Genomic DNA, 20,604 nt, shown 5'->3' with positions numbered 1-20,604 from the left:
CGCCGTTCAATCTCTCGGCTGCCGATATCGTGAAGCTCGCGTCGAACTTGAACGCTGGAGCCCCTCATGTCCGACGCCCGCTTCACCCGCGCCAACGGCGCGCCGGTCGCCGACAACGTCAATATCGAAACGGCAGGCCCGCGCGGACCTGCTCTGCTGCAGGACATCTGGCTGCTGGAAAAGCTGGCCCACTTCGACCGTGAGGTGATCCCCGAGCGGCGCATGCACGCCAAGGGCTCGGGCGCCTACGGTGTGTTCACCGTCACCGGCGACATCTCCGGCTTCACGAAGGCCAAGCTCTTCTCGGAGATCGGAAGAAGACGCCGGTGTTCGCCCGGTTCTCGACCGTGGCCGGCGAGCGCGGCGCGGCCGACGCCGAGCGCGACATTCGCGGCTTCGCCCTGAAGTTCTACACCGAGGAGGGCAACTGGGACCTGGTGGGCAACAACACGCCGGTGTTCTTCTTCCGCGATCCGCTTCGCTTTCCGGACCTCAACCATGCGGTCAAGCGCGATCCGCGCACCGGCATGCGCAGCGCCCAAAACAACTGGGACTTCTGGACGCTTCTTCCGGAGGCGCTGCATCAGGTCACCATCCTGATGAGCGAGCGCGGCCTTCCGCGCGGCTACCGTCACATGCACGGCTTCGGCAGCCACACCTACAGCTTCATCGACGAGCAGAACGAGCGCATCTGGGTCAAATTCCATTTCCGCTGCCGCCAGGGCATCGAAAACCTGACGGACCAGCAAGCCGAAATCCTGGTCGGCAAGGACCGTGAAAGCAGCCAGCGCGATCTCTTCGAGGCGATCGAGCGCGGCGACTATCCCCGCTGGACGATGTCGGTTCAGGTGATGACCGACGCACAGGCGCGGGCCTTTCGTTTCAATCCGTTCGACTTGACCAAGGTCTGGCCGAAGGGCGAGTTTCCGCTGATCGAGGTCGGCGAACTGGAGCTCAACCGCAATCCGGATAACGTCTTCGCCGAGGTCGAGCAGGCGGCGTTCACGCCGGCCAATATCGTGCCGGGCATAGGGTTTTCACCCGACAAGATGCTGCAGGCGCGGCTCTTCTCGTATGGAGACGCCCATCGCTATCGCCTGGGGGTCAACCACAACCTCATTCCGGTCAACGCGCCCAAGTGCCCGTTCCAGAGCTATCATCGCGATGGCGCGATGCGCACCGACGGCAACCTGGGGGCCACCCCGACCTACTGGCCCAACAGCCGCGGCGAGTGGATGGACCGCCCGGATCTGGCCGAGCCTCCCCTCCCTATCGACGGCGCCGCGGCGCACTGGGACCATCGTCTCGACGACGACCACTACCAGCAACCAGGCGATCTCTTCCGCCTGATGAGCGCGGACCAGCGCCAGGTTCTGTTCGACAACACCGCCCGCGCCATCGGCGGGGCTTCGACGGACATCCAGCGTCGCCACGTCGCCAACTGCCGCAAGGCCGACCCGGCCTATGGCGAGGGTGTGGCCGAAGCGCTGGCGCGCCTGTCGTCGCCGGCCGTGGCGGCCGAATAGCCGATCAATTCGGGTCCGGCCCACCGCAGCTTGCCGGACCCGCGGGCCGTCCTTCAACGCCCCCCGTCACGAAGGACGGCCCACTCCCTGCCGAGCATCGGCTCGCATGGCCCGCGACAACATCTTCAGCCTGGCTCGGCGCCCTGCCGACGAAAACGCGCCTTTAGGACCCCGTCATGTCCACCGACCCCGCACCGCCCCCCGCCAAGACCGGTCTCTCGGGCCTGATGGCCCTGTGCATGTCCGCCGCCGCCGGCGTCGCGGTGGCCAACATCTACTACAACCAGCCCATGCTCGGCTTGATCGAGCAGGACCTGCCCGGCCCGCTCGCGGGCCTGATCCCGACCGCCACTCAACTCGGCTATGCCGTGGGCCTCTTCCTGCTGGTTCCGCTGGGCGACATCATCGATCGCCGGCGGCAGATCGGGGTCCAGTTCATGGTCTTGGCCGTCGCGCTTGCTCTTGCGGCGATCTCCCCCAGCGCGGTTCTGGTCGTGATCGCCTCGCTCGCGGTGGGTTTGACCGCGACGGTGGCCCAGCAGATCGTGCCGCTGGCAGCCCACCTGTCTTCGCCCGACAGGCGCGGGGCCACCGTCGGGACCGTGCTCTCGGGCATACTGACGGGGATTTTGCTGAGCCGGACGCTCGCCGGCTTTGTGGCCACCCACGCCGGATGGCGCGAGATGTTCTGGCTTGGCGTACCGATGGCGATGATCGCCGGCGCGCTCATGTACGCCACCCTGCCGCGCGTGGCGCCCGACTCCAGGCTGAGCTATGGCGAACTGCTGCGTTCGATCATCGGCCTGTGGCGAGCGTTCCCCGCCCTGCGTCTGGCGGCGGTCACTCAAGGCCTGATCTTCGCAGCCTTTACCGCCTTCTGGACGATCCTGGCCTTTCGTCTGCAGTCGCCGGCCTACCGCCTGGGAGCGGACGTGGCGGGCCTGTTCGGCGTCGTCGGCGCGGTGGGCATCTTCGCCGCGCCTCTGGCCGGGCGGTTCGCCGACAAGCGTGGCCCCAAGCCGATCGTCATCCTGGCCGCCGGCCTGATCCTGGTCTCCTGGCTGATCTTCGGCCTTTGGACGTCGCTGGTGGGGCTGGTCGTTGGCGTCATCGTTCTGGACTTCGCCATGCAGTCGGCCCTGGTTTCCAACCAGCACATCGCCTTCACCCTGCAGCCCGAGGCGCGCGCGCGTCTCAACACCGTCTTGATGGGCTCCATGTTCCTTGGCGGCGCCTTCGGTTCGGCGGCCGCTTCGGCGGCTTGGAAATCAGGCGGCTGGTTGGCCGTGACGCTCCTGGGCCTTTCCTTGGGCGCTATCGCCACCGCCCTTCAGGGTCTCAACTTCTCCCGCACGACGCCCGCGGCCAAAGCCGTCTAGGGTGGCGACAGGCCGCCGGTACTTCCATCGGTCCGTCAAAGAGGCGCTGCGGCGTCGGCTCATCTGGCCGCCCGAGCGGTTGCTGCTGCGCGACGATCGCGGAGCGGACGAGCCGACAGGGTTGCTTGGGCCGTTTCCGGCGTCCGGACGCAGCAGCGGGCGCCCCTGCGGTGCAGGGGCGCCCGGCGGGGGGGCGGAACGGACTAGCCCTTGATGAAGGCCAGCAGGTCCGGATTGATGACGTCCGCGTGGGTGGTGGCCATGCCGTGCGGATAACCCGGATAGGTCTTCAGCGTGCCGTTCTTGACCAGCTTGGCCGAAAGCAGAGCGCTGTCGGCGATCGGCACGATCTGATCGTCCTCGCCGTGCAGGATCAGGACCGGCACGTCGATCTTCTTCAGATCTTCGGTGAAGTCGGTCTCCGAGAAGGCCTTGATGCAGTCGTAGTGAGCCTTGGCGCCGCCCATCATGCCCTGGCGCCACCAGTTCTCCACGACGGCGGGATAGACCTTCGCCCCTTCGCGATTGAAGCCGTAGAACGGGCCGGCCGCCACGTCGTGGAAGAACTGGGAGCGGTTGGCGGCCAGAGAGGCGCGGAAGCCGTCGAACACCTCGATCGGCAGGCCGCCGGGATTGGCCGGCGTCTTGACCATGATCGGCGGCACGGCCCCGATGAGAACCGCCTTGGCCACGCGGCCCGGCTTGGCGCGGGCGACATAGTGGGCGACCTCGCCGCCGCCGGTCGAGTGGCCGATGTGCACGGCGTTCTTCAGGTCCAGGTGATCGGTCAGGGCGATCACGTCGGCGGCGTAGGTGTCCATCTCGTTGCCGGTGTCGGTCTGGTCCGAACGGCCGTGGCCACGGCGGTCGTGGGCGATGACCCGATAGCCCTGCAGAGCGAAGAACATCATCTGGGCGTCCCAGTCGTCGGCGCTCAGCGGCCAGCCATGATGGAACACGATCGGCTGGGCGGTCTTGGGGCCCCAGTCCTTATAAAAGATCTTCACGCCGTCCTTGGTGGTGACATAGCCGCTGCTCATGTGCGGAATTCCTTTGGCTGTGGTGGATTGCGCGGCCATGGCCGACGCCGGGGAAAGCGACGGCATGGCCGTCAGGGCCGCGAGGCTCAGGCCTGCGGTGAGGACGGCGCGGCGCGGCGCGCCGGCGTCTTCGGGTTGGTCTTGGCTCATCTGAATCCCTTTGCGATCGCGCCCAGCTGCGGTGCATTCGATCCAAGGCCACTGTGGGGGGGCGGCCCGCCGAAGGCTTGAACCGCCGTGTCGCTAGTTTGGACCAACCGCTCCAATCACGCCGCCGACGCCGCGACAGGACTCCCGCGTCTGGCGGTGATCGCGCCGCCAGCTTGCCGGCGGCAGGCCTTCCTCGCGCTTGAAGACGCGCGTCAGGTGGCTCTGGTCGGAAAAGCCGCACAGGTCGGCGATCTGCGCCAGCGGCAGGGCGGTCTGGCGCATCATGGCCTTTGCCGCCGTGATGCGAGCGGTGGTCATCCACTGGTGCGGGGTGACCCCCGCCGATTCCTGGAAAGCGCGCGCGAAATGGCGCGTCGAGAGGCCGCAAGCCTTGGCGAGCGTCACGAGGGAGAGGCCCGATTGCAGGTTGCTTTGCAGGATCTGCTGGGCGCGGCGGAGGAGATGTGGCGCGAGACCGCCGCGCGCCAGCCGCTCGTGCGGGCGCGGCCGGCCGTAGGCGTGGGCGACGTGCGTGGCCAGGGCCAGCTTCAAGTGGGCCAGATAAGGCCGTGAGGAGAAGAAGCCTTCGCCCAGCGGCGCGAGCATCGCGCCGATCAGATGTTCGATGGTCGGGTCGGCCAGATCGACGCCCGAGGACGCCTCCAGGCCCTCGATCGGCGCGGCGTGGGCCTGGATGGCGATGATGTCCAGCACCGACCAGGGAATGACGACGTCGATGGCGTGGAAGGGCCGGGCCATCCGAAGGCGTGACCCAAGCTGGAGGTCCTCGATCAGCGTCGCGCCCGCGCGCAAGGCCAGGAGCCTGGACGCCCCCGGAGCGCCGACGTCGGCCTCGCCCAGATAAGGCCCCAGCATATGCCGCACGAGGATCGCTGGGCCGACGTCGGGAAGCCGGACGGGAGCCCGCTGACTGTCGACTTCGTGGATCTCGATGGCGTCGGCCGGGTTTGCGCTCGCCTCTCGCGTCTGCGTTCGATCCATCGATCGCGCGATGCAGGCCATGTCCGGACTCCGTCGGGAAAGCCGCCCAGCGTCGGCCAGCGCCGGTTCAAGGTAAATCTCGGGCGGGTGGCTTGGGCCCCACACTAAAGTGTCGTTCGATCCGCCCGTGTCGGCTCAACGGACGCAGCGTCATCGACCGTCCTTCGGTCACCGGGCGCGGTCCTCGCGTCCGGGCAGGGTGTGGGACTAGCTGGCGCGTCTCCATTTGGTTAGCTTCGAGGATGGGGGCAAACCGGCCCATATCCGCTTTTCGAACCCGGCCTTGGCCGGGGCTCGGTAAGCATCCCAAGGACGCTGCGCGCACAGATGGGTGACAAGATCTCCGTCCTGATCGTCGACGATCACCCGATGCTTCGCGAAGGCGTGGCCGCCGTGGTCGGCGCAGAAGCGGACATGATCATCGCCGGCGAAGCCGGGGACGGCGCCGAGGCGCTGGCCAAGTTCATCGCGCTCGCACCGGACGTCACCCTGATGGACCTGAAGATGCCGGGCGCGGATGGGGTCTCGGCGATCAGCGCGATTCGGGCCGAGTCGCCCGATGCGCGGATCGTGGTCCTGACCACCTACGCCGGAGACGCCCAGGCGCTTCGAGCCCTTCGCGCCGGGGCCAGCGGCTATCTCCTCAAGAGCAGCCTTCGGCGGGAGCTCATCGAAACCATCCGGGCCGTCCACGCGGGCCGGCGCCGATCTGCAGTCGGAAGTGGCCCACGAGATCGCCGTCAACGCGATCGGCGAGGCGCTGACCGATCGCGAGGTGGAGGTGCTGCGGCGGGTGGCCTCCGGCCGACCCAACAAGGAGATCGCCCGGGCGCTGTCCCTCTCCGAGGACACGATCAAGGGTCACCTGCGTAACATCTTCGCCAAGCTCGACGTGGACGATCGAACCCAGGCCGTGACCGTCGCCCATCGTCGGGGCATTATCCAGATCTAGCCTTGCCCCGGCAGCCGGATGTTCGACCGGCCAAACAGCAGGGCGTCGATCGAATAGGCGCCCGCGCCGGTGCAGGCCAGGGAGCCGATGTTCATGGCGCACAGAAGCAGCACCACGAGCGGCGCCTGGTGCAGGTTGGGCGCGGCGACAACGGTAAGCAGCGCGCCGAGCAGCGCGGCGATCCGGGTCAACATTCCGAGCACCAGGGCTATGGCCAGCAGGACGGCGGGCAACTCCATCCAATCGGGCCGTCCGGCGCTCACCGAGCCTAGGGCCAGCAGCAGGCCGCAGGCGGCTCGAGCGAGCGCTATCCCCACGCCGGTCGCGCCGACGGGAAAAATCGGAAAGGATCTGGCCATGATGGAAAGTCTAGGCCATCGGCTGCGCTCGCGTCAGCTCCGTCCAGGGGGGCTGGGGGCCACCCAAACGGTCTCCAGAGCGCTGGTCGGTTGGGCAGGCTTGAGTGTCGTCACCTCGTGAGGTTCATGTTGCGCAGAGCTTGGGCCAAATCGAAGGCTGTCGGCCAGGGGGGCACCAGGCTGGGCGCGCGCGCGCCTTGGCGGTCCTGCCTTGTTGGGGCGATACTCTTCTTGCTCGCAGGGTTGCAGCCCGCCCTGGCCTTGGATCCCGCCCGCAGCCTTGCGCAATATCACCACACGCGCTGGACCTCCGACGACGGGGCGCCCACCGAGGTGCGCGCCATCGTCCAGACGCCGGACGGATTTTTGTGGCTCGGCGCCGACGATGGACTTTACCGCTATGACGGCGCGCGGTTCGAACCGATCGCGACGCCCAATCCCAAGCATCGCCACGGCTCCGGCGTGAACGCCCTGCTGGTGACGCGGTCCGGCGCGCTGGTCGTAGGGTTCGATCTGGGCGGGGTCGGGGTCTATGAGCGGGGACGGTTCACCTACCTGGAACACAGGAGGGTTCGGGCTACGGTTCGCGCGATCGCCGAGGACAAGGACGGCGCGTTGTGGGTCGCGCTCGGGAGCAACAACAGCCAGCTTGCACGCTTCCACAACGGCGTCTGGCGGATCATGGGCGCCGACTGGGGCCTGCCGCCGGGCATGCTCACGACGATCCATCCGGCGCGTGACGGGACCTTGTGGTTCGGGAGAGACCACTGGCTGGGCTATCTCGCGCCGGGAACACAGACGATCCGCACCGTGCAGACGAGCGTTGGCGTCGGGCCGGGCCTGGCCGAAGACGGCGCCGGCCGGCTTTGGATCGGCGACTCCCTGGGCGTGCGGCGCTTCGCCGACCCGCGCAGCGGGCGGATCGCGCCCGGCAGCGCCGAGCTGGTCGCAACCGCCTCGCGCTGGAGCCATATCCTCGTCGATCACGACCAGAACCTGTGGGGCGGAGGGTTCGGGGCGGGCCTTTTCCGGGTCCGCGCCCAGGCGACCGCGACCCGCGGTCCCGCCCAATCCCGCAAGGTCGAAGGCTTCAACGTCAAGGACGGGCTGACCGGCGAGGTCGTCTGGGCGGTGTTCGAAGATCGCGAAGGAACGATCTGGGTCGGCACCAACGGCGGACTTGACCGGTTCCGCCATGCCAACGTCATGCGCCAGCCGATCATCGGCGCGGATTCGCCCTTCGGCTACAGCATTACCGCCACCCTGGCCGGCGCCGTGCTGGTGGGCGACCGCAAGGCCCTCTTCAAGGCCGAGCCTGGTCAGGGACTCAAGCCTTGGTTCAGCGACTTCAATCCCGGGGTCATTTGCGAAGGCCGCTCCGGCGTCCTCTGGATGTTCGCAGCGCAAGGCGCCGGGCGGCCCGATCGGGTCTTCCGCGTTCAGGATGGTCGCCGCACCGAGGTTCGCCTCCCGTCTGCGCCGTCCCGCACCAGGGCCTGCGCCGTCGACGACGCCGGCGGCCTGTGGGTGACCGCCGAGGACGCGCCCGCCCGGCGCTGGGACGGCGCGCGCTGGCGAGCCTACAGGGCCGAGGACATCCCGGACTTCTCATCGGTCGTGGCCAATGGGGCCGGGAGAGCGCTGCTGGTGCGAAACCGCCGCCTCTTCCAGGCGGACGCGGAAAGTCTGAAGCCGATCGACTATGGCGCCGAGCGCTTCTTCCCCGGCAACCTCGTCCAGATCCGGCGCGATCGCGGCGCGACCATCGTCGTGTCGAGCAATGGCCTGACGCGCCTCGACAAGGACCAGGCGCGATTCATCGGCGACGATCGTCTGTCCTGGCTGCAAGACATCAACGGCCTCGCCCGCGCGCCCGGCGACGCCACCTGGGTGCGGGCCAAGGGCGGGGTGACCCAGGTGCGAGCGTCGGACCTTGATCGCGCGTTCCACGATCAGGCCTTCACGCCGCCGAGCCGCACCTTTTCGCTCCTGGACGGCCTCGTCGGGTCGGGCACCGGAGCCCTCAGGGATGCGGTGGCCGTCGGCGGTGACGGTCGCGTGTGGCTGGCCACCACCTCGGGCGTCTTTGTCATCGATCCCCGCAACCTCTACCGAAATCGCATCGCGCCGCCTGTGTCCATCACCAGCATGACGGTCGATGGAAAGGCCACGCTCCAGCCGCAGGACGTCGTCTTGCCAAAGGGCGCCAGGAGCCTGCAGATCGACTACGCGGGCCTGAGCCTGTCGACCCCCGAACGCGTCAAATTCCGCTACAAGCTAGGAGGCGTCGATCGCGACTGGGTCGACCCGGGCGCCGCCGGCAAGCCTTCTACACCAACCTCAAACCCGGTCGGTACGTCTTCCAGGTTAAGGCGGCCAATGAAGACGGCGTCTGGAACGAGACCGGCGCAAGCCTGCGCTTTGAGCTGCCGCCGACCTTCGCGCAGAGCAAGCTTTTCGCCGCGCTGTGCATCCTGGCCGGCGCGCTCGCCGCCTGGCTGGCCTACGCCCTGCGTCTTCGGCAGGTCTCGCGGAGCATCCAGAGCCGAATGCAGGATCGCATCGCCGAGCGCGAACGCATCGCCCGCGACCTCCACGACACCCTCCTTCAGGGCATGCAGGGCCTGATGCTGAAGTTCCATGCCGCCACCCGGCATGTGCCTGAGGACCTTCCCGCCCACCGTCAGCTTGAGAGCGCGCTCGATCGCGCCGACGACGTCATGCGCGAGGCGCGCGAGCGGGTGCGCAGCTTGCGGACCGCCAGCGGGGAGGATCTCACGCTGACGCTCACCGAACTGGCCGCCCGCGCCGATCCGGACCGTAAGGTCGAGACCCGGCTGCTGACCGAGGGCGCCGTTCAATCGCTCGATCCGATCGTCGCCGACGAGATCGAGATGATCGTGGGGGAGGCGCTGTTCAACGCGTACCGCCACGCCAAGGCCAAGCTTGTGGTGATCGAAGTCACCTACGACCCGCGCCAGCTGGGCGTCAGGGTGCGCGACGATGGCGTGGGGATTGAACAGGCCGTGCTCGTGGCGGGGGGGCGTCAGGGGCACTTCGGATTGACGGGGATGCGCGAGCGCGCCGCGAGGATCGGAGGGGCGCTGGCGATCCGCAGCCGGCCTGCGGCCGGCGTGGAAGTCGAGCTGGTCGTCCCGTCGAGCTCGGCGTACAGAGCCGCGCCGCGGCGTTGGTGGGATCTGCGTCGGCCCGTCTGAAGCCGGCCCTAGCGCGCCGCCAGTTGAGGCGCGCCACCCAGGATGGCCGCGCTGGCGCGGATACTCGGCAGGCCAAGGCGTACCGCCCCGACGATCCGGCGGCGATTGAACGCTGCCGTCGCCGCCAGCAGAAAAGCGGCCGCCGAGAGGGCCAGGGCCTGCCAGCTCAGATGCGACAAGAGCGCCATGCCGCGAGCGCCCGCATAGCCTGGGCCCACGAAAGCGGCGACCCAAACAATCCCGGAGGCGAAATTGACCAGTTGGAAGCGTCGTTGCGGCATGCCCGCCATGCCCGCCATGACCGGGACCAGCGCGCGAAGCGGACCGGCGAAGCGGCCGATGAAGATCGTCAGGCCGCCGAAGCGACGGATCAGAAGCCTAGTGCGGGCGATGGCGCGGGCGTGAGGCTTCAAAAGCCGCCCCCGTAGAAGGCGGGGCCCCAACGTCCTGCCGATCGCGAACGACAAGCTGTCGCCCGCCACGGCCCCGACGGTCGCCCAAAGGAGCACCGAAGGCCCGTCCAGCAATCCCGCGGCGATCAGGCCCCCCGCGGCGATCAGCAGGACCGTGGCCGGCAGGAAGGCGCCCACCACCATCATCGACTCGCCGAAGGCGACGAGGCCGACGAGCGCCGCGCCCAGCGCGCGATGCTCGGCGATGAAGACGGATGCGGTCTGAGCAAGGTTGGCCACTGCGCATGCTTTCCTGGTGTTAGGCGTACGAAGATGCAGCCACGCGGTTCTGTACGAAATGGAAATGATGGAAAGTCATCGTTTCTAAAAATGCGCCATAACCTTGCCGCATGAGAGCGTCGCAAGGCCGCGCGTGACGCCGCGTCCGCCGCGCGCGAAGGCCGCTCAGCTCGGCGAGATGGGATCGCTGGCGGGAAAGGTTTCTTCGAGCGCTTCGTCGAGAAGCCGGTCCTGATCGGTCGGGGAGGAGGGCTCCCAAAGCGATGGCTGGGTGCGAAGGCGGTAGGTGTGGGAGCCCTCCAGCACGAGCGCGCCGTCCTGATTGTGGACGGTGACGGCCGTCGTCACCAGGCCGGTGTCGCCCTGCGGCGTCAGGGCGGTGATTTCCAAGGCCGGATAGAGGGTGTCGCCGGCATAGACCGGCTCCAGGAAGGCGCAGCTCTGTTCGACGAAGGCGACGAACACCGCGCCGAAGACATGCGGCAACAGCGTCGCGCCCGGCGCCGTGAACGCCAGGACCTGCAGCCCATGGACGACCGGGGCGCGATGACCGTGCGCACGCGCGTAGGTCTGGTCGTAGTGGATAGGATGGTTGTCGCACGAGACGGCCTGGAACGCCGTGGCGTGAGCGTCCGTCACCGTGCGACTCGGCGCCCGGAAGACCTCGCCGATTTTCAGGTCCTCGAACCGCCGCGGCGGCACGATCTGGAAGCGAGAAGGGTCGAAGCCTTGGCTCATGGTCTATCTCCGTCGAGGTCAAGGATGAAGCTCGCCTCATTCAACCCGGCGAGCATGGCGGCCGGCCCCGGGACGGTCTTGGCCCGACAGGCGATCGTTTGAACCGTCTGGATGCAAAGCGCCCGCGGCCACGTCACCGGCGTTCGAGGCAAAACGGCGACACCCCGTCCAAGCCCGCGGGGCGCACGTCGCGCTAGGACCAACAGGCTCAACCCCGGAGGCGTCCATGACCCGAACCCATCTGCTCGAACCGCAAGATTGCGCCCTGCTGCTGATCGACCAGCAGGCAGGCTTGGCCTTCGGTGTCGGCTCGATCGACCGCCAAGGCCTGCTCAACAACGTCGTGGCCCTCGCCAAGACGGCCGCCGCCTTCCGGATTCCGGTCATCGCCTCGACCTCGGCGACCAAGGTCTATAGCGGTCCGGTCATGCCCGCCGTTCGCTCGGTCATCCCCGACGTCGAGGTCTTCGAGCGCCGCAGCATGAACCTCTGGGAGGACGATGCGGCGAGGGCGGCAGTGGAAGCGTCGGGGCGACGGCGCCTGCTTGTCTCGGGCCTGCTCACCGAGGCCTGCGTGACCCAGCCGGTGCTTTCGGCTCTGGCGGCCGGATATGAGGTCTTCGTGGTCGGCGACGCCTGTGGCGGCCTCACGCCCGCCAGCCACGACCTGGCCCTTCGGCGTCTGGAGGCCGCCGGGGCCGCCATGACGTCATGGATCCAGGTTCTGCTGGAATTGCAGCGCGACTGGACCCGCAAGGCCACTTACGACGCCGCCCGCGCCATCGTCGAAGACCATGCGGGCGGTTACGGCATCGGCTTGGCCTACGCCAGGGACATGATCCGCCCGGCCTGACGCCAGTCCGGATCGGCGGCGACTTTTGTGCAAGTTCCGTCCCTTTTGTTCAAGCGCGGCTTCCAGCTGCGCCCTAAGGCTCGGATCTTGAGTCGTGTCCGCTGCGGGACCGCAACACCGCGCCGGCCGGACGAGGAGCTGTCTTGAGGCGAATTGACCTGGGGTCCCGAGGAGCCGCCGCGCTTTGCTAAATCGGCGCGATCTCGCGGGGGGCGCGGTTGACCGACCCCATCCAGAGGGATTGCGCCGACGCGCCATCGCTCATGACGAGGCCTGGGATCCAGATCAGCAGGCTGTCGGGCGAGGCCTTCTCGATCATGCGGATCTCTTCGCAGCGCCACGATCTTCCGCCCGGCGAGACCCTTCCGCTTTCGGACGGCTACAGCGTCATCGTCCAGCTTCGGGATTTTGCCGACCACCGGCTCTACCGCGGCGGCGGACTGATCCATGCGGGCGGTCACGCCGCCGGCAGCTTGGCGATCACGGACATGCGGGAGACCTGGCGATGCGACCATCGCTCGCCGTTCGACAACGTGCGTTTCCATCTGCCCAGAGCCGAGCTGGCCGCCTTCGCCGAGGGCGAGGGACGGCGAAAGCTCGTGGAACTGCGCAGTCCGCAGGGGGCGCGCGACGACGTGGTCTACCAGATCGCGCAGGCCATGGCGCCGGCCTTGGCCGACCCGGCCAGCGCCTCACGCCTCTTCGTGGATCAGATGACCTACGCCCTGGCCGCCCACCTGCTCCATGCTTATGGCCAGACCAGCGGGCATCCGCACCGCGGAGGCCTGTCCAATCGGCAGAAGGTCCGAGCGACGGATTTCATGGCCGCCCACAGCCGACGCGACGTTTCGATCGCCGAAATCGCCGAAGAATGCGGCCTGTCACGCGGGTATTTCATCAAGGCCTTCCGCGCCGCCACCGGCGTGACTCCCCATCGCTGGCTGATCGAGCACCGCGTGTCGGAGGCCAAGGCCCTGCTCTCGACAGATATGCCGATCGCTCAGATCGCGTCGATTTGCGGTTTCAGCGACCAGAGTCACCTGACCCGGGTCTTCACGCGGGTGACGGGGCAGACGCCCGGCGCCTGGCGCAGGCAGTTGCGGCCTTGACCAGCAAACGGCCTTCAGATCCCAAAAACGGACTTATCTACAAGATCGCCAGCCGCGACCGCGCCACCCGTCCTGTGATGCACGCCAATGATCTTTCTGGGCCGGCTGGATGACCCCTGCGCCTTTGTCTTTGTCAAGCCGCCGGCAGGGCCAGCGCCGGGTCGAGGGTGCGGAAGGTGCGCCGCCAATTGAACGGAGTCTGCCCGGTGTAGCGGCGGAACAGACGAGTCAGATGCGCCTGGTCGGCCAGACCGCAGGCGGCGGCGATCTGGCAAAGGCTCTCGGCCGTCCCGAGCATCAACGCCTGCGCTCGCTCGAGCCGACGGCGCATGATGTAGGTGTGGGCTGTCTCGCCGGTGCTGTTCTTGAAGGCTCGGCAGAAATGGCTGGTGCTCAATCGCGCCAGCGAGGCCAGGGTCTCGACGTGGAGGCGGTCGGCGAGATTCTCCTCGATATGGATCTTCACCTGGCGAAGCTGCCATGCGGCCAGACCGCCGCGCTGAGGGGAGGCGGGGACGACGGACGCGAAGCTCGGCCCTTCGCCGGCCAGCGCCGGAGCGAGCACGACGCTCAGCTCGTCAAGCATCAGACGCGCCGATTGCGGATCCTCGTCGATCGCTGCGCGCAGCCGCTCGACCAGATTCAAGGCTCGCGGCGCGTAGGTTCGGTTGAGCGGCGCAGCGCTGCGCAGTCCGCTGTGCTCGCAATTGATCTGCAACATCGTCCTGGTCTCCAGCCGCCCTCGGTGACCAGGAGACTAGGAGACCAAGTCGAGCCGGAACCATCGAACGGACGTTGGTTGAGCGTATCGACTAAGTTTGGTGACCCTATGCCTTGGTTTGGGGTGGCGGCGGAGACGCGCCGCCCTTGACCCCGCAGGTTCTAATTCTCAAGCCCCGCCCATCTGTCCGCGCCTCCCTGCAGGAGCGCTGGCCTCGGCTCGGCGTGGCTCTGGTCATCGGGGCGGCGATCTTCTGGATCGACACCTTCACGGCGCTGAGCAGCGCGGTGGCCGTGCTCTATGTCGTCGTCCTGATGCTGGCCGCGGACGTCATCTCCGGACGCGGCATCTGGATGCTATCCGTCGGATGCGCGGCGCTGGCGGTCGTCAGCTTTCTGGTGGCGCACGGTCACGCCCCGTCTCTCGCCGCCCTCCTACGCCTGGTGTTCAGTCTGGCGGCGATCTCCGCCGCGGCCTTGCTGATGCAGCGCAACCATGCGGCCCGACAGTTGCTGGTCACGCAGGCAAGGCTGCTGGACGTCACCTCCGACGCGCTCTTCACGCGCGATTGGCAAGGGCGCGTGTCGTTCTGGAACCGCGGCGCCGAGCGGCTCTACGGCTGGCCGTGCGCGGAGATGCTTGGACGTGCGGCGCACGAGGTCTTGGACACACGATTTCCCGAGCCGTTAGACGCGATCCTCGAACATCTCTCCCGCAAGGGGCGTTGGGAGGGGGAGATCGTCCAGCGGCGGCGCGACGGCGAGATCCGTACGGTCCTGAGCCAATGGACCCTCGAACTCGACGAGGGGCGGCAGGCGGTGATCCTCGAGACCAACACCGACGTCACCCAGCTTCATCAGGCCATTGAGGCGCTGAGGCGAAGCGAGGCGCGCTACCGCACGATCTTCGACACCTTGGCCGTTTCGATCTGGGAGCACGATTTCAGGCCGGTGAAGGCCGCGCTCGAAGCGTTACACGCGGCCGGGGTCACCGATCTGAGGGCCTATCTGGCCGAAAATCCGCAATTTGTCCGTGAGGCCCGGGCGATGGTCCGCATCACGGACGTAAACGCGACTGCGCTCAAGATGATGGGCGTGGCCGAGAAGACCGATTTCTTCGCCCACCTGCACGACTTTCTTCCGGAGACGGACCAGAGCTTCGAGCAATGCCTGATCGCCATCGACGAGGGCCATGAGAGGTTTGAATCCGAGACCGCCGTGCGCAGCCGCTCGGGCGAGCTGATTCCCGTCATCGTCGCCCTGTCCTTCCCCCCCGGCGGCGCCTGCCTGGACAGCATCCAGGCTTCGGTCTTCAACCTCACGGAACGCCGAAGGCTCCAGGCGCGCCTCGAACCAGGCGCGAGCCGAGCTCGACCATGCCCTCCGTGCAGCTTCGATCGGCGTTCTGACCGCCTCCATCGCCCATGAGGTCAATCAGCCGATCAGCGCGGCCTCCAACGCCGCTGGAGCGGCGCGGCGATGGCTGGCGCAGGATCCGCCCAACCTGGACGAGGCGCACCTGGCGCTGGCCGATGTGGCGCGCGCGAGCGATCGCGCCGGAGAGGTCGTCAAGAGCGTGCGCAACCTGCTCGCCCAGGCTCCGACCCGGCTGGCCAATCTGGCCGTGGACCCGCTCGTGGCCGAATCCGCCCGCTGGGTGAGCCGTGACCTGGAGGCCGCCTGCGTCGAGCTGATCCTGGAACTGGGTTGCGCCCAAGCCCAGGTCGCCGGCGAGCGCGTGCTCCTTCAACAGGTTCTCATCAACCTGATGCTCAACGCCGCACAGGCCATGTCCGAAACCCCTGCGCCTCGCATCCTGACCCTCCGGTCGCATCTCGAGGCCGGTCATGTCGTCCTGGATGTCCTGGACACCGGCCCGGGCTTCTCCGAAGAAGCGGCCGAGCGCGCCTGCCAGGCCTTCTACACCACCAAGGCCAGCGGCATGGGCCTTGGCCTGGCGATCTGCGCCTCCACCGTGGCGGCGCACGAAGGCTCCATGCATATCCTGGCGGCCGGCCCCCATCGCCCGGGCGGACAGGTGCGCATCCGGCTGCCCCTGGCCGACCGGCCCGACTAGCCAGGATCGATGGCGTCAGCCATGCGCACGAGGTCGGCGAGCGAGCGCGCCTGCATCTTCTTCATCAGGCTGGCGCGGTGCAGTTTGACGGTCATCTCCTGCAGCCCCAGCTCGCCGGCGACCTGCTTGTTCATCAGCCCTGATGCGACCAGCAGCATCACTTGGCGCTCGCGCGGGGTCAGCGCCTCGAACCGCGCCTGGACATCGAAGCTGTCGGACTCCTGACGACGGCGGGCGGCGTCCTTGCTGAGAGCGGCGGTGACCGCATCGATGATGTCCTGGTCCCTGAACGGCTTGGCCAGGAAGTCGATGGCGCCGGCCTTCATCGCCCGGACCGTCATGGGCACGTCCGCGTGCCCGGTCATGACGATGATCGGCGTGCGCACACGCCGGTTGACCAGCTCCATCTGAAGATCAAGTCCGCTCATCTTGGGCATGCGGACGTCCACGACGATGCAACTGGCCGTCTGCGGCATGGGCGCGTCGAGAAACTCCTGGGCCGACGCGTAGAGGGCCGTCTTCAAGCCTATGGACCGGAACAGGGTGTCCATCGACCCGCGGAAGAGTTCGTTGTCGTCTATGATCAGGACCGTCTGGGCGGCATCGTCCGCCCTGGACCGTCCGGCGGTCGTGGTCGTGGGCATGACTCGCACCTGAAAACTCAAACTCGCAACGCTCTTACGAAGACGCCGCCAGCGCCTCAAGGCGCGCCAAGACGCGCGCTGCGCTTCGACCGCCCTCTCGTTCCAAACCCAGCCCTTTTATCCAAGTCGCCGCCGGCTCCGGGCGGGCGGCGCCGCGCTTTGCAGCAACCCACACCCAAACGCGCCCAAGCGATACAAGCCCGGGCTGTTCGGGCGGGCCTAGGGTCGCGACGTTGCTGGCGGCCTCGAACGGCGCCGGCGGCTTCAACCGCGGACTGAAGGAGTCACCATGTCGAAGGTCACCACGCGCGACGGAGTCGAAATCTACTTCAACGACTGGGGGGCGGGTCCCGTCGTCTTCATGAGCGCCGGTTGGCCGATGAGCGCCGACATGTGGGAATACCAGATGATGTTCCTGGCCTCGAACGGCTATCGCGTCGTCGCCCACGACCGTCGCGGTTTCGGTCGCTCGAGCCAGCCCTGGACCGGCTACGACTACGATACCCTGGCCGACGACATCGCCGCCGTCCTCGACCATCTCGACGTCAAGGACGTGACGATCGTCGGCTTCTCCATGGGCGGCGGCGACGTGGCCCGTTACCTCACCCGCCACGGAACCGCGCGCGTGGCCAAGGCCGCGCTCGTCTCCTGCATCACGCCGATCTTCGGCAGGAGCGCCGACTATCCCGACGGCGTCGATCCCTCGGTGTTCGACTGGATCCGCTCGGGTCTGCTCAACGACCGCAGCGACTTCGTCAACGGCTTCGCCGACACCTATTTCGGCTCAAATCGGGAAGGCAAGGACGTCCCCTACGGCATCAAGGCCCAGACGCTGCAGATCGCCAACCAAGCGTCGATCAAGGCCATGTACGATACCGTCGGCTCGTTCTCCCAGACCGACTTCCGGCCCGACATGAAGGCCTTCACGGTGCCCACCCTCATCATCCACGGCGACGACGACCAGGTCGTGCCGATCAACACCACCTCTAAGCTCGCCCACGCCATGATCCCCGGCTCGCAGCTGAAGATCTATCCGGGCGCGCCACACGGTCTGGTCTATACCCACAAGGATCAGCTCAACGAGGATCTCCTGGCCTTCCTGAAAGGCTGAGACCCGCCCTGGCCCGCGCACGCCGCAGGTCTCTCCCGACACCCTCGCATAGGCGCGCCGCGTGGCGGCGCGGCCGGAGATCACTCATGAACACCCTCAAGAAATTGGCGGTCAGCGCCGCCGCCTCGGTCCTCCTGGCCGCCGCCGGCTTTTTCGCCGTCACCCCGGTCCATGCCGCCGAAACGCCGGCCTCTGGCCCGGTCACCGTCGTGCTTGTCCACGGCGCCTGGGCCGACGCCTCGAGCTGGAATAAGGTCATCCCGCTGCTGCAGGCCAAGGGCGTCACCGTGCTCAGCGTGCAAAACCCGCTGACGTCACTGGCCGACGACGTCATCGCCACCCGGCGCGTCCTGAACAACGCCAAGGGGCCGGTGGTCCTGGTCGGCCACAGCTGGGGCGGGACGGTGATCACCCAGGCCGGGACAGATCCGAAGGTCAAGGCGCTGGTCTATGTCGCCGCCTTCGCCAACAGCGATGGCCAGTCGGGCGGCGATCTCGTCGGCGCCTACGAAAAGCCCCCCGGCCCTGAGCACCGCGGTCGACGACGGCCAAGGTTTCCTGCGACAGAGCGAGGCGGGCGTCCTTGAGAACTTCGCGCCGGACATTCCCAAGGTCGAGGCCAGGACCCTGGCGGTGACGCAAGGGCCGCTGGCGGCCAGCACCTTCGGCGACAAGGTCACCGACGCGGCGTGGAAGACGCGACCCTCCTGGTACATCGTCTCGGCCAACGACCGGGTCATCAACCCGCAGATGGAGCGTGACCTGGCCAAGAAGATCAACGCCAAGACCACGGTCCTGGCCGCCAGCCACGTGTCGCTCCTGTCGCACCCGGCCGAAGTCGCCGCGGTGATCGAAGACGCCGTCAAGTCGGTGCAGGCCCAGGCCCGCTGACAACCGCGCCGGGCTCCTCGCCGAGCCCGGCGCTCGTCCCTGCGAAGGCGACCATGACCGCAAGTTCCCTGTTCCAGCCGATCCGCCTGGCCGACCTGGCCCTGGCCAATCGCATCGTGGTGGCGCCCATGTGCCAGTATTCCGCCAAGAGCGGCGAGGCTGGCGCGTGGCACCAGATGCACCTTGGCCAGATGGCCGTTTCCGGCGCGGGTCTGGTGATTCTCGAGGCCACCGCCGTGGCCCCGGAAGGTCGGATCAGCGCCGCCGACCTTGGCCTCTATTCGGACGAGACGGCCAAGGCCCTGGGCGATGTGCTCGCAGCCGTCCGCGCCTGGTCGCCCACGCCCCTTGGCGTGCAGCTCTCCCATGCCGGCCGCAAGGCTTCGGTTCATCCTCCCTGGACCGGCGGTGCGCAACTGCCTCTGGCCGAAGGCGGCTGGCGGACGCTCGCGCCGTCGCCGCTCGCGTTTCGTCACGATCGCACGACGCCCCTGTCGCTCGACGCAGACGGGCTCGCCCGGGTGCGCGCCCAGTTCGTGGCCGCCGCCCGGCGGGCGGCGATCCTGGGCCTGGACCTGATCGAAATCCATGCCGCCCACGGATATCTGCTCCACCAGTTCCTCTCGCCGCTGGCGAACCAGCGCGATGACGCCTACGGCGGCTCGCTCGAAAATCGCATGCGCCTGCCGCTGGAAGTCTTCGAGGCGGTTCGCGAGGCCTTCCCGGCCGGACGGCCCGTCGGGGTGCGCCTGTCGGCCACCGACTGGGTCGCCGGCGGCTGGGACCTAGAGCAGACGCTGGCGCTCGCTCAGGCGCTCGCCGCGCGCGGCGCGGACTACCTGCACATCTCCTCGGGCGGTCTTTCGCCCGATCAGGCGATCGCGCCCTATCCCGGTTATCAGGTCCCCTTCGCCCGGGCCGTGCGCCAGGTGGTCGACATTCCGGTCATCGCGGTGGGCTTGATCACCGAGCCCGAGCATGCGGACGCCATTATCGGCGTCGGTGACGCCGACCTCGTGGGCCTTGCCCGGGCCATGCTCTACGACCCACGCTGGCCGTGGCATGCGGCCGCCAGGCTTGGCGCCAGCGTGCACGTTCCCAGCCAATACCTTCGCTGCCAGCCCCGGCGCTTTCCCCACCTCTTCATCCCCTGACAAGGACGCCGCCATGCGCTCGTACTTCTTCGTGACCGCCGCCGCGGCGGTGTTGATGGCGATGGCCCCGCCCGCGGTGCAGCCCGCCCGGGCCGGCGCGCCCCAGGCCCACGCCCAGGCGCCGGGCTTCTATCGCTACAGTCTGGGCGACTACGAGGTCACCGCGCTGCTGGATGGCACCCATGGGGGTCGACGTCGACAAACTGGCGGTGGGCGCCAAACCGGGCGAGGTCGAGAGGCTGCTTGCGCGCTCACACATGACCTCTCCGGTCGAAGGCATGATCAACGCCTTCCTGATCAACACCGGCGACAAGCTCATCCTCATCGACACCGGCGCGGGCGAACTCTACGGCAAGGACGGCGGCCTGCTGCTGGCCAACCTGGTCGCCGCCGGCTACCGGCCCGACCAGATCGACGAGATCTACCTCACCCACCTGCACCGCGATCATGTGGGCGGGGTGATGCTGAAGGGCCAGGCCGTCTTCCCCAGGGCCGTGATCCACGCCTCCAAGCGCGACGCAGACTTCTGGCTGGACGACGGCAATCGTAGCAAAGCCGCCCCCTTCCTGGGGCCGATGTTCGACGGCGCCCAGCAGGTGCTGGCGCCCTATATCGCCCAAGGCCGCTTCAGGACCTTTTCCGAGAACGAGGAGGTCGCTCCAGGCATTCGCACCATCCTCTCTCCAGGCCATACGCCGGGTCACGCCTACTACGCGGTCGAAAGCAAGGGGCAGAAACTCCTGATCTGGGGCGACACGGTTCATTTCGCGCCGGTCCAGTTCGAGGATCCCGCCGTGGCGATCCGCTATGACAGCGACGACAAGGCGGCGATCGCCGCACGCCAGAGTGTCTTCGCCGACGCGGCCGCCAAGGGTTACCTTATAGCAGCCGCCCATATCTCGTTCCCAGGCCTTGGCTATGTGCGCGACGCCGGGGCGGGACGCTTCATCTGGACGCCGGTCAACTATAGCCTGAACCGGTAGCGCGGC

At 67.8% G+C, this 20,604-nt stretch carries 17 protein-coding genes and 5 pseudogenes; 14 read left to right on the top strand and 8 right to left on the bottom strand.

Going from position 1 to position 20,604, the window contains the following annotated elements; translation table 11 throughout:
- Positions 1-66 precede the first annotated feature (66 nt).
- Positions 67-1,526 (top strand): annotated as a pseudogene (locus ACHMW8_RS04755) (catalase).
- Between the two features lie 176 nt (positions 1,527-1,702).
- Positions 1,703-2,905, top strand: coding sequence for an MFS transporter (locus tag ACHMW8_RS04750; RefSeq protein ID WP_395444903.1), 1,203 nt, complete (start codon positions 1,703-1,705; stop codon positions 2,903-2,905).
- Between the two features lie 203 nt (positions 2,906-3,108).
- Here the strand turns inward: ACHMW8_RS04750 and ACHMW8_RS04745 are convergent, their stop codons facing one another.
- Together ACHMW8_RS04745 and ACHMW8_RS04740 are read right to left on the bottom strand one after the other, a co-directional pair.
- The gene (locus ACHMW8_RS04745; RefSeq protein WP_199743378.1) at positions 3,109-3,945 is read right to left on the bottom strand and encodes an alpha/beta fold hydrolase; all 837 of its coding nucleotides are present in this window, start codon (positions 3,943-3,945) and stop codon (positions 3,109-3,111) included.
- A gap of 243 nt (positions 3,946-4,188) precedes the next feature.
- A complete protein-coding gene (locus ACHMW8_RS04740) occupies positions 4,189-5,118 on the bottom strand; it encodes a helix-turn-helix domain-containing protein (protein ID WP_395444902.1) in 930 nt (309 codons plus the stop codon).
- Positions 5,119-5,424: 306 nt separating this feature from the next.
- On the opposite strand from ACHMW8_RS04740, the pseudogene ACHMW8_RS04735 reads away from it, so the two are divergent.
- Positions 5,425-6,049, top strand: a pseudogene (locus tag ACHMW8_RS04735) (response regulator).
- Here ACHMW8_RS04735 and ACHMW8_RS04730 read toward each other — a convergent pair.
- Positions 6,046-6,408, bottom strand: a complete 363-nt coding sequence (locus tag ACHMW8_RS04730) for a hypothetical protein (RefSeq protein ID WP_125155152.1) — start codon at positions 6,406-6,408, stop codon at positions 6,046-6,048. The pseudogene ACHMW8_RS04735 and the gene ACHMW8_RS04730 overlap by 4 nt on opposite strands.
- Before the next feature lie 126 nt (positions 6,409-6,534).
- Between ACHMW8_RS04730 and ACHMW8_RS04725 the strand changes: the two are divergent.
- The 3 genes and pseudogenes from ACHMW8_RS04725 to ACHMW8_RS04715 all read left to right on the top strand — a co-directional run.
- Positions 6,535-7,575, top strand: a pseudogene (locus ACHMW8_RS04725) (two-component regulator propeller domain-containing protein); the annotation flags it as partial.
- A gap of 893 nt (positions 7,576-8,468) precedes the next feature.
- Positions 8,469-8,783 (top strand): annotated as a pseudogene (locus ACHMW8_RS04720) (hypothetical protein); the annotation flags it as partial.
- 174 nt (positions 8,784-8,957) lie between these two features.
- Positions 8,958-9,626, top strand: coding sequence for a sensor histidine kinase (locus tag ACHMW8_RS04715; protein ID WP_395445896.1), 669 nt, complete (start codon positions 8,958-8,960; stop codon positions 9,624-9,626).
- 8 nt (positions 9,627-9,634) lie between these two features.
- On the opposite strand, the gene ACHMW8_RS04710 is transcribed toward ACHMW8_RS04715, so the two are convergent.
- Complete coding sequence (locus ACHMW8_RS04710; RefSeq protein WP_395444901.1) at positions 9,635-10,318, bottom strand: DedA family protein; 684 nt, start codon at positions 10,316-10,318, stop codon at positions 9,635-9,637.
- A 165-nt stretch (positions 10,319-10,483) separates the two neighbouring features.
- Positions 10,484-11,056 carry a MaoC family dehydratase gene (locus ACHMW8_RS04705; RefSeq protein ID WP_125155154.1) on the bottom strand — a complete coding sequence of 191 codons (573 nt, stop codon included), beginning with the start codon at positions 11,054-11,056 and terminating at the stop codon, positions 10,484-10,486.
- A 226-nt stretch (positions 11,057-11,282) separates the two neighbouring features.
- Here ACHMW8_RS04705 and ACHMW8_RS04700 point away from each other — a divergent pair, with 226 nt between their 5' ends.
- Positions 11,283-11,909, top strand: a complete 627-nt coding sequence (locus ACHMW8_RS04700; protein ID WP_125155155.1) for a hydrolase — start codon at positions 11,283-11,285, stop codon at positions 11,907-11,909.
- A 187-nt stretch (positions 11,910-12,096) separates the two neighbouring features.
- On the opposite strand, the gene ACHMW8_RS04695 is transcribed toward ACHMW8_RS04700, so the two are convergent.
- Positions 12,097-12,228, bottom strand: a complete 132-nt coding sequence (locus tag ACHMW8_RS04695) for a hypothetical protein (RefSeq protein ID WP_395444900.1) — start codon at positions 12,226-12,228, stop codon at positions 12,097-12,099.
- Between ACHMW8_RS04695 and ACHMW8_RS04690 the strand changes: the two genes are divergently transcribed.
- A complete protein-coding gene (locus tag ACHMW8_RS04690; protein ID WP_395444899.1) occupies positions 12,227-13,018 on the top strand; it encodes a helix-turn-helix domain-containing protein in 792 nt (263 codons plus the stop codon). The two genes, ACHMW8_RS04695 and ACHMW8_RS04690, sit on opposite strands and share 2 nt — an antisense overlap.
- 133 nt (positions 13,019-13,151) lie before the next feature.
- Here the strand turns inward: ACHMW8_RS04690 and ACHMW8_RS04685 are convergent, their stop codons facing one another.
- On the bottom strand, positions 13,152-13,739 hold the full coding sequence (locus ACHMW8_RS04685) for a helix-turn-helix domain-containing protein (protein ID WP_395444898.1): 588 nt from the start codon (positions 13,737-13,739) through the stop codon (positions 13,152-13,154).
- Between the two features lie 224 nt (positions 13,740-13,963).
- Here ACHMW8_RS04685 and ACHMW8_RS04680 point away from each other — a divergent pair, with 224 nt between their 5' ends.
- Entirely contained in the window at positions 13,964-15,166 is a 1,203-nt protein-coding gene (locus ACHMW8_RS04680; RefSeq protein ID WP_395444897.1) for a PAS domain-containing protein, read from the top strand.
- A gap of 106 nt (positions 15,167-15,272) precedes the next feature.
- Entirely contained in the window at positions 15,273-15,815 is a 543-nt protein-coding gene (locus ACHMW8_RS04675) for a sensor histidine kinase (RefSeq protein WP_395444896.1), read from the top strand.
- On the opposite strand, the gene ACHMW8_RS04670 is transcribed toward ACHMW8_RS04675, so the two are convergent.
- Positions 15,812-16,459 (bottom strand): response regulator transcription factor, encoded by a 648-nt coding sequence (locus ACHMW8_RS04670; RefSeq protein ID WP_125155159.1) that lies wholly within the window; start codon positions 16,457-16,459, stop codon positions 15,812-15,814. The genes ACHMW8_RS04675 and ACHMW8_RS04670 overlap by 4 nt on opposite strands.
- 289 nt (positions 16,460-16,748) lie before the next feature.
- Between ACHMW8_RS04670 and ACHMW8_RS04665 the strand changes: the two genes are divergently transcribed.
- The 4 genes and pseudogenes from ACHMW8_RS04665 (at position 16,749) to ACHMW8_RS04650 (ending at position 20,598) form a co-directional block, all read left to right on the top strand.
- Entirely contained in the window at positions 16,749-17,570 is an 822-nt protein-coding gene (locus tag ACHMW8_RS04665) for an alpha/beta fold hydrolase (protein ID WP_125155160.1), read from the top strand.
- An 86-nt stretch (positions 17,571-17,656) separates the two neighbouring features.
- Positions 17,657-18,461: pseudogene (locus ACHMW8_RS04660) on the top strand (alpha/beta fold hydrolase).
- A 53-nt stretch (positions 18,462-18,514) separates the two neighbouring features.
- Positions 18,515-19,615 carry an NADH:flavin oxidoreductase/NADH oxidase gene (locus ACHMW8_RS04655; RefSeq protein ID WP_395444895.1) on the top strand — a complete coding sequence of 367 codons (1,101 nt, stop codon included), beginning with the start codon at positions 18,515-18,517 and terminating at the stop codon, positions 19,613-19,615.
- Between the two features lie 182 nt (positions 19,616-19,797).
- Entirely contained in the window at positions 19,798-20,598 is an 801-nt protein-coding gene (locus ACHMW8_RS04650) for an MBL fold metallo-hydrolase (RefSeq protein WP_395444894.1), read from the top strand.
- Positions 20,599-20,604 lie beyond the last annotated feature (6 nt).

It is taken from the genome of Caulobacter sp. UC70_42 (assembly GCF_044056025.1).
Taxonomy (GTDB): domain Bacteria; phylum Pseudomonadota; class Alphaproteobacteria; order Caulobacterales; family Caulobacteraceae; genus Caulobacter.
The sequence above is the reverse complement of the archived record's forward strand: the minus strand, read 5'-3'. Positions and strand labels throughout refer to the sequence as shown.

What these genes read in the sequence shown, in the direction of transcription:
- ACHMW8_RS04695 (WP_395444900.1), bottom strand. Translation starts at nt 12,228, where the DNA reads ATGATCGAGAAGGCCTCGCCCGACAGCCTGCTGATCTGGATCCCAGGC.
- ACHMW8_RS04685 (WP_395444898.1), bottom strand. Translation starts at nt 13,739, where the DNA reads ATGTTGCAGATCAATTGCGAGCACAGCGGACTGCGCAGCGCTGCGCCG.
- ACHMW8_RS04705 (WP_125155154.1), bottom strand. Translation starts at nt 11,056, where the DNA reads ATGAGCCAAGGCTTCGACCCTTCTCGCTTCCAGATCGTGCCGCCGCGG.
- ACHMW8_RS04715 (WP_395445896.1), top strand. Translation starts at nt 8,958, where the DNA reads ATGCAGGATCGCATCGCCGAGCGCGAACGCATCGCCCGCGACCTCCAC.
- ACHMW8_RS04670 (WP_125155159.1), bottom strand. Translation starts at nt 16,459, where the DNA reads ATGCCCACGACCACGACCGCCGGACGGTCCAGGGCGGACGATGCCGCC.
- ACHMW8_RS04655 (WP_395444895.1), top strand. Translation starts at nt 18,515, where the DNA reads ATGACCGCAAGTTCCCTGTTCCAGCCGATCCGCCTGGCCGACCTGGCC.
- ACHMW8_RS04740 (WP_395444902.1), bottom strand. Translation starts at nt 5,118, where the DNA reads ATGGCCTGCATCGCGCGATCGATGGATCGAACGCAGACGCGAGAGGCG.
- ACHMW8_RS04665 (WP_125155160.1), top strand. Translation starts at nt 16,749, where the DNA reads ATGTCGAAGGTCACCACGCGCGACGGAGTCGAAATCTACTTCAACGAC.
- ACHMW8_RS04745 (WP_199743378.1), bottom strand. Translation starts at nt 3,945, where the DNA reads ATGAGCAGCGGCTATGTCACCACCAAGGACGGCGTGAAGATCTTTTAT.
- ACHMW8_RS04700 (WP_125155155.1), top strand. Translation starts at nt 11,283, where the DNA reads ATGACCCGAACCCATCTGCTCGAACCGCAAGATTGCGCCCTGCTGCTG.
- ACHMW8_RS04650 (WP_395444894.1), top strand. Translation starts at nt 19,798, where the DNA reads ATGGGGGTCGACGTCGACAAACTGGCGGTGGGCGCCAAACCGGGCGAG.
- ACHMW8_RS04690 (WP_395444899.1), top strand. Translation starts at nt 12,227, where the DNA reads ATGCGGATCTCTTCGCAGCGCCACGATCTTCCGCCCGGCGAGACCCTT.
- ACHMW8_RS04750 (WP_395444903.1), top strand. Translation starts at nt 1,703, where the DNA reads ATGTCCACCGACCCCGCACCGCCCCCCGCCAAGACCGGTCTCTCGGGC.
- ACHMW8_RS04730 (WP_125155152.1), bottom strand. Translation starts at nt 6,408, where the DNA reads ATGGCCAGATCCTTTCCGATTTTTCCCGTCGGCGCGACCGGCGTGGGG.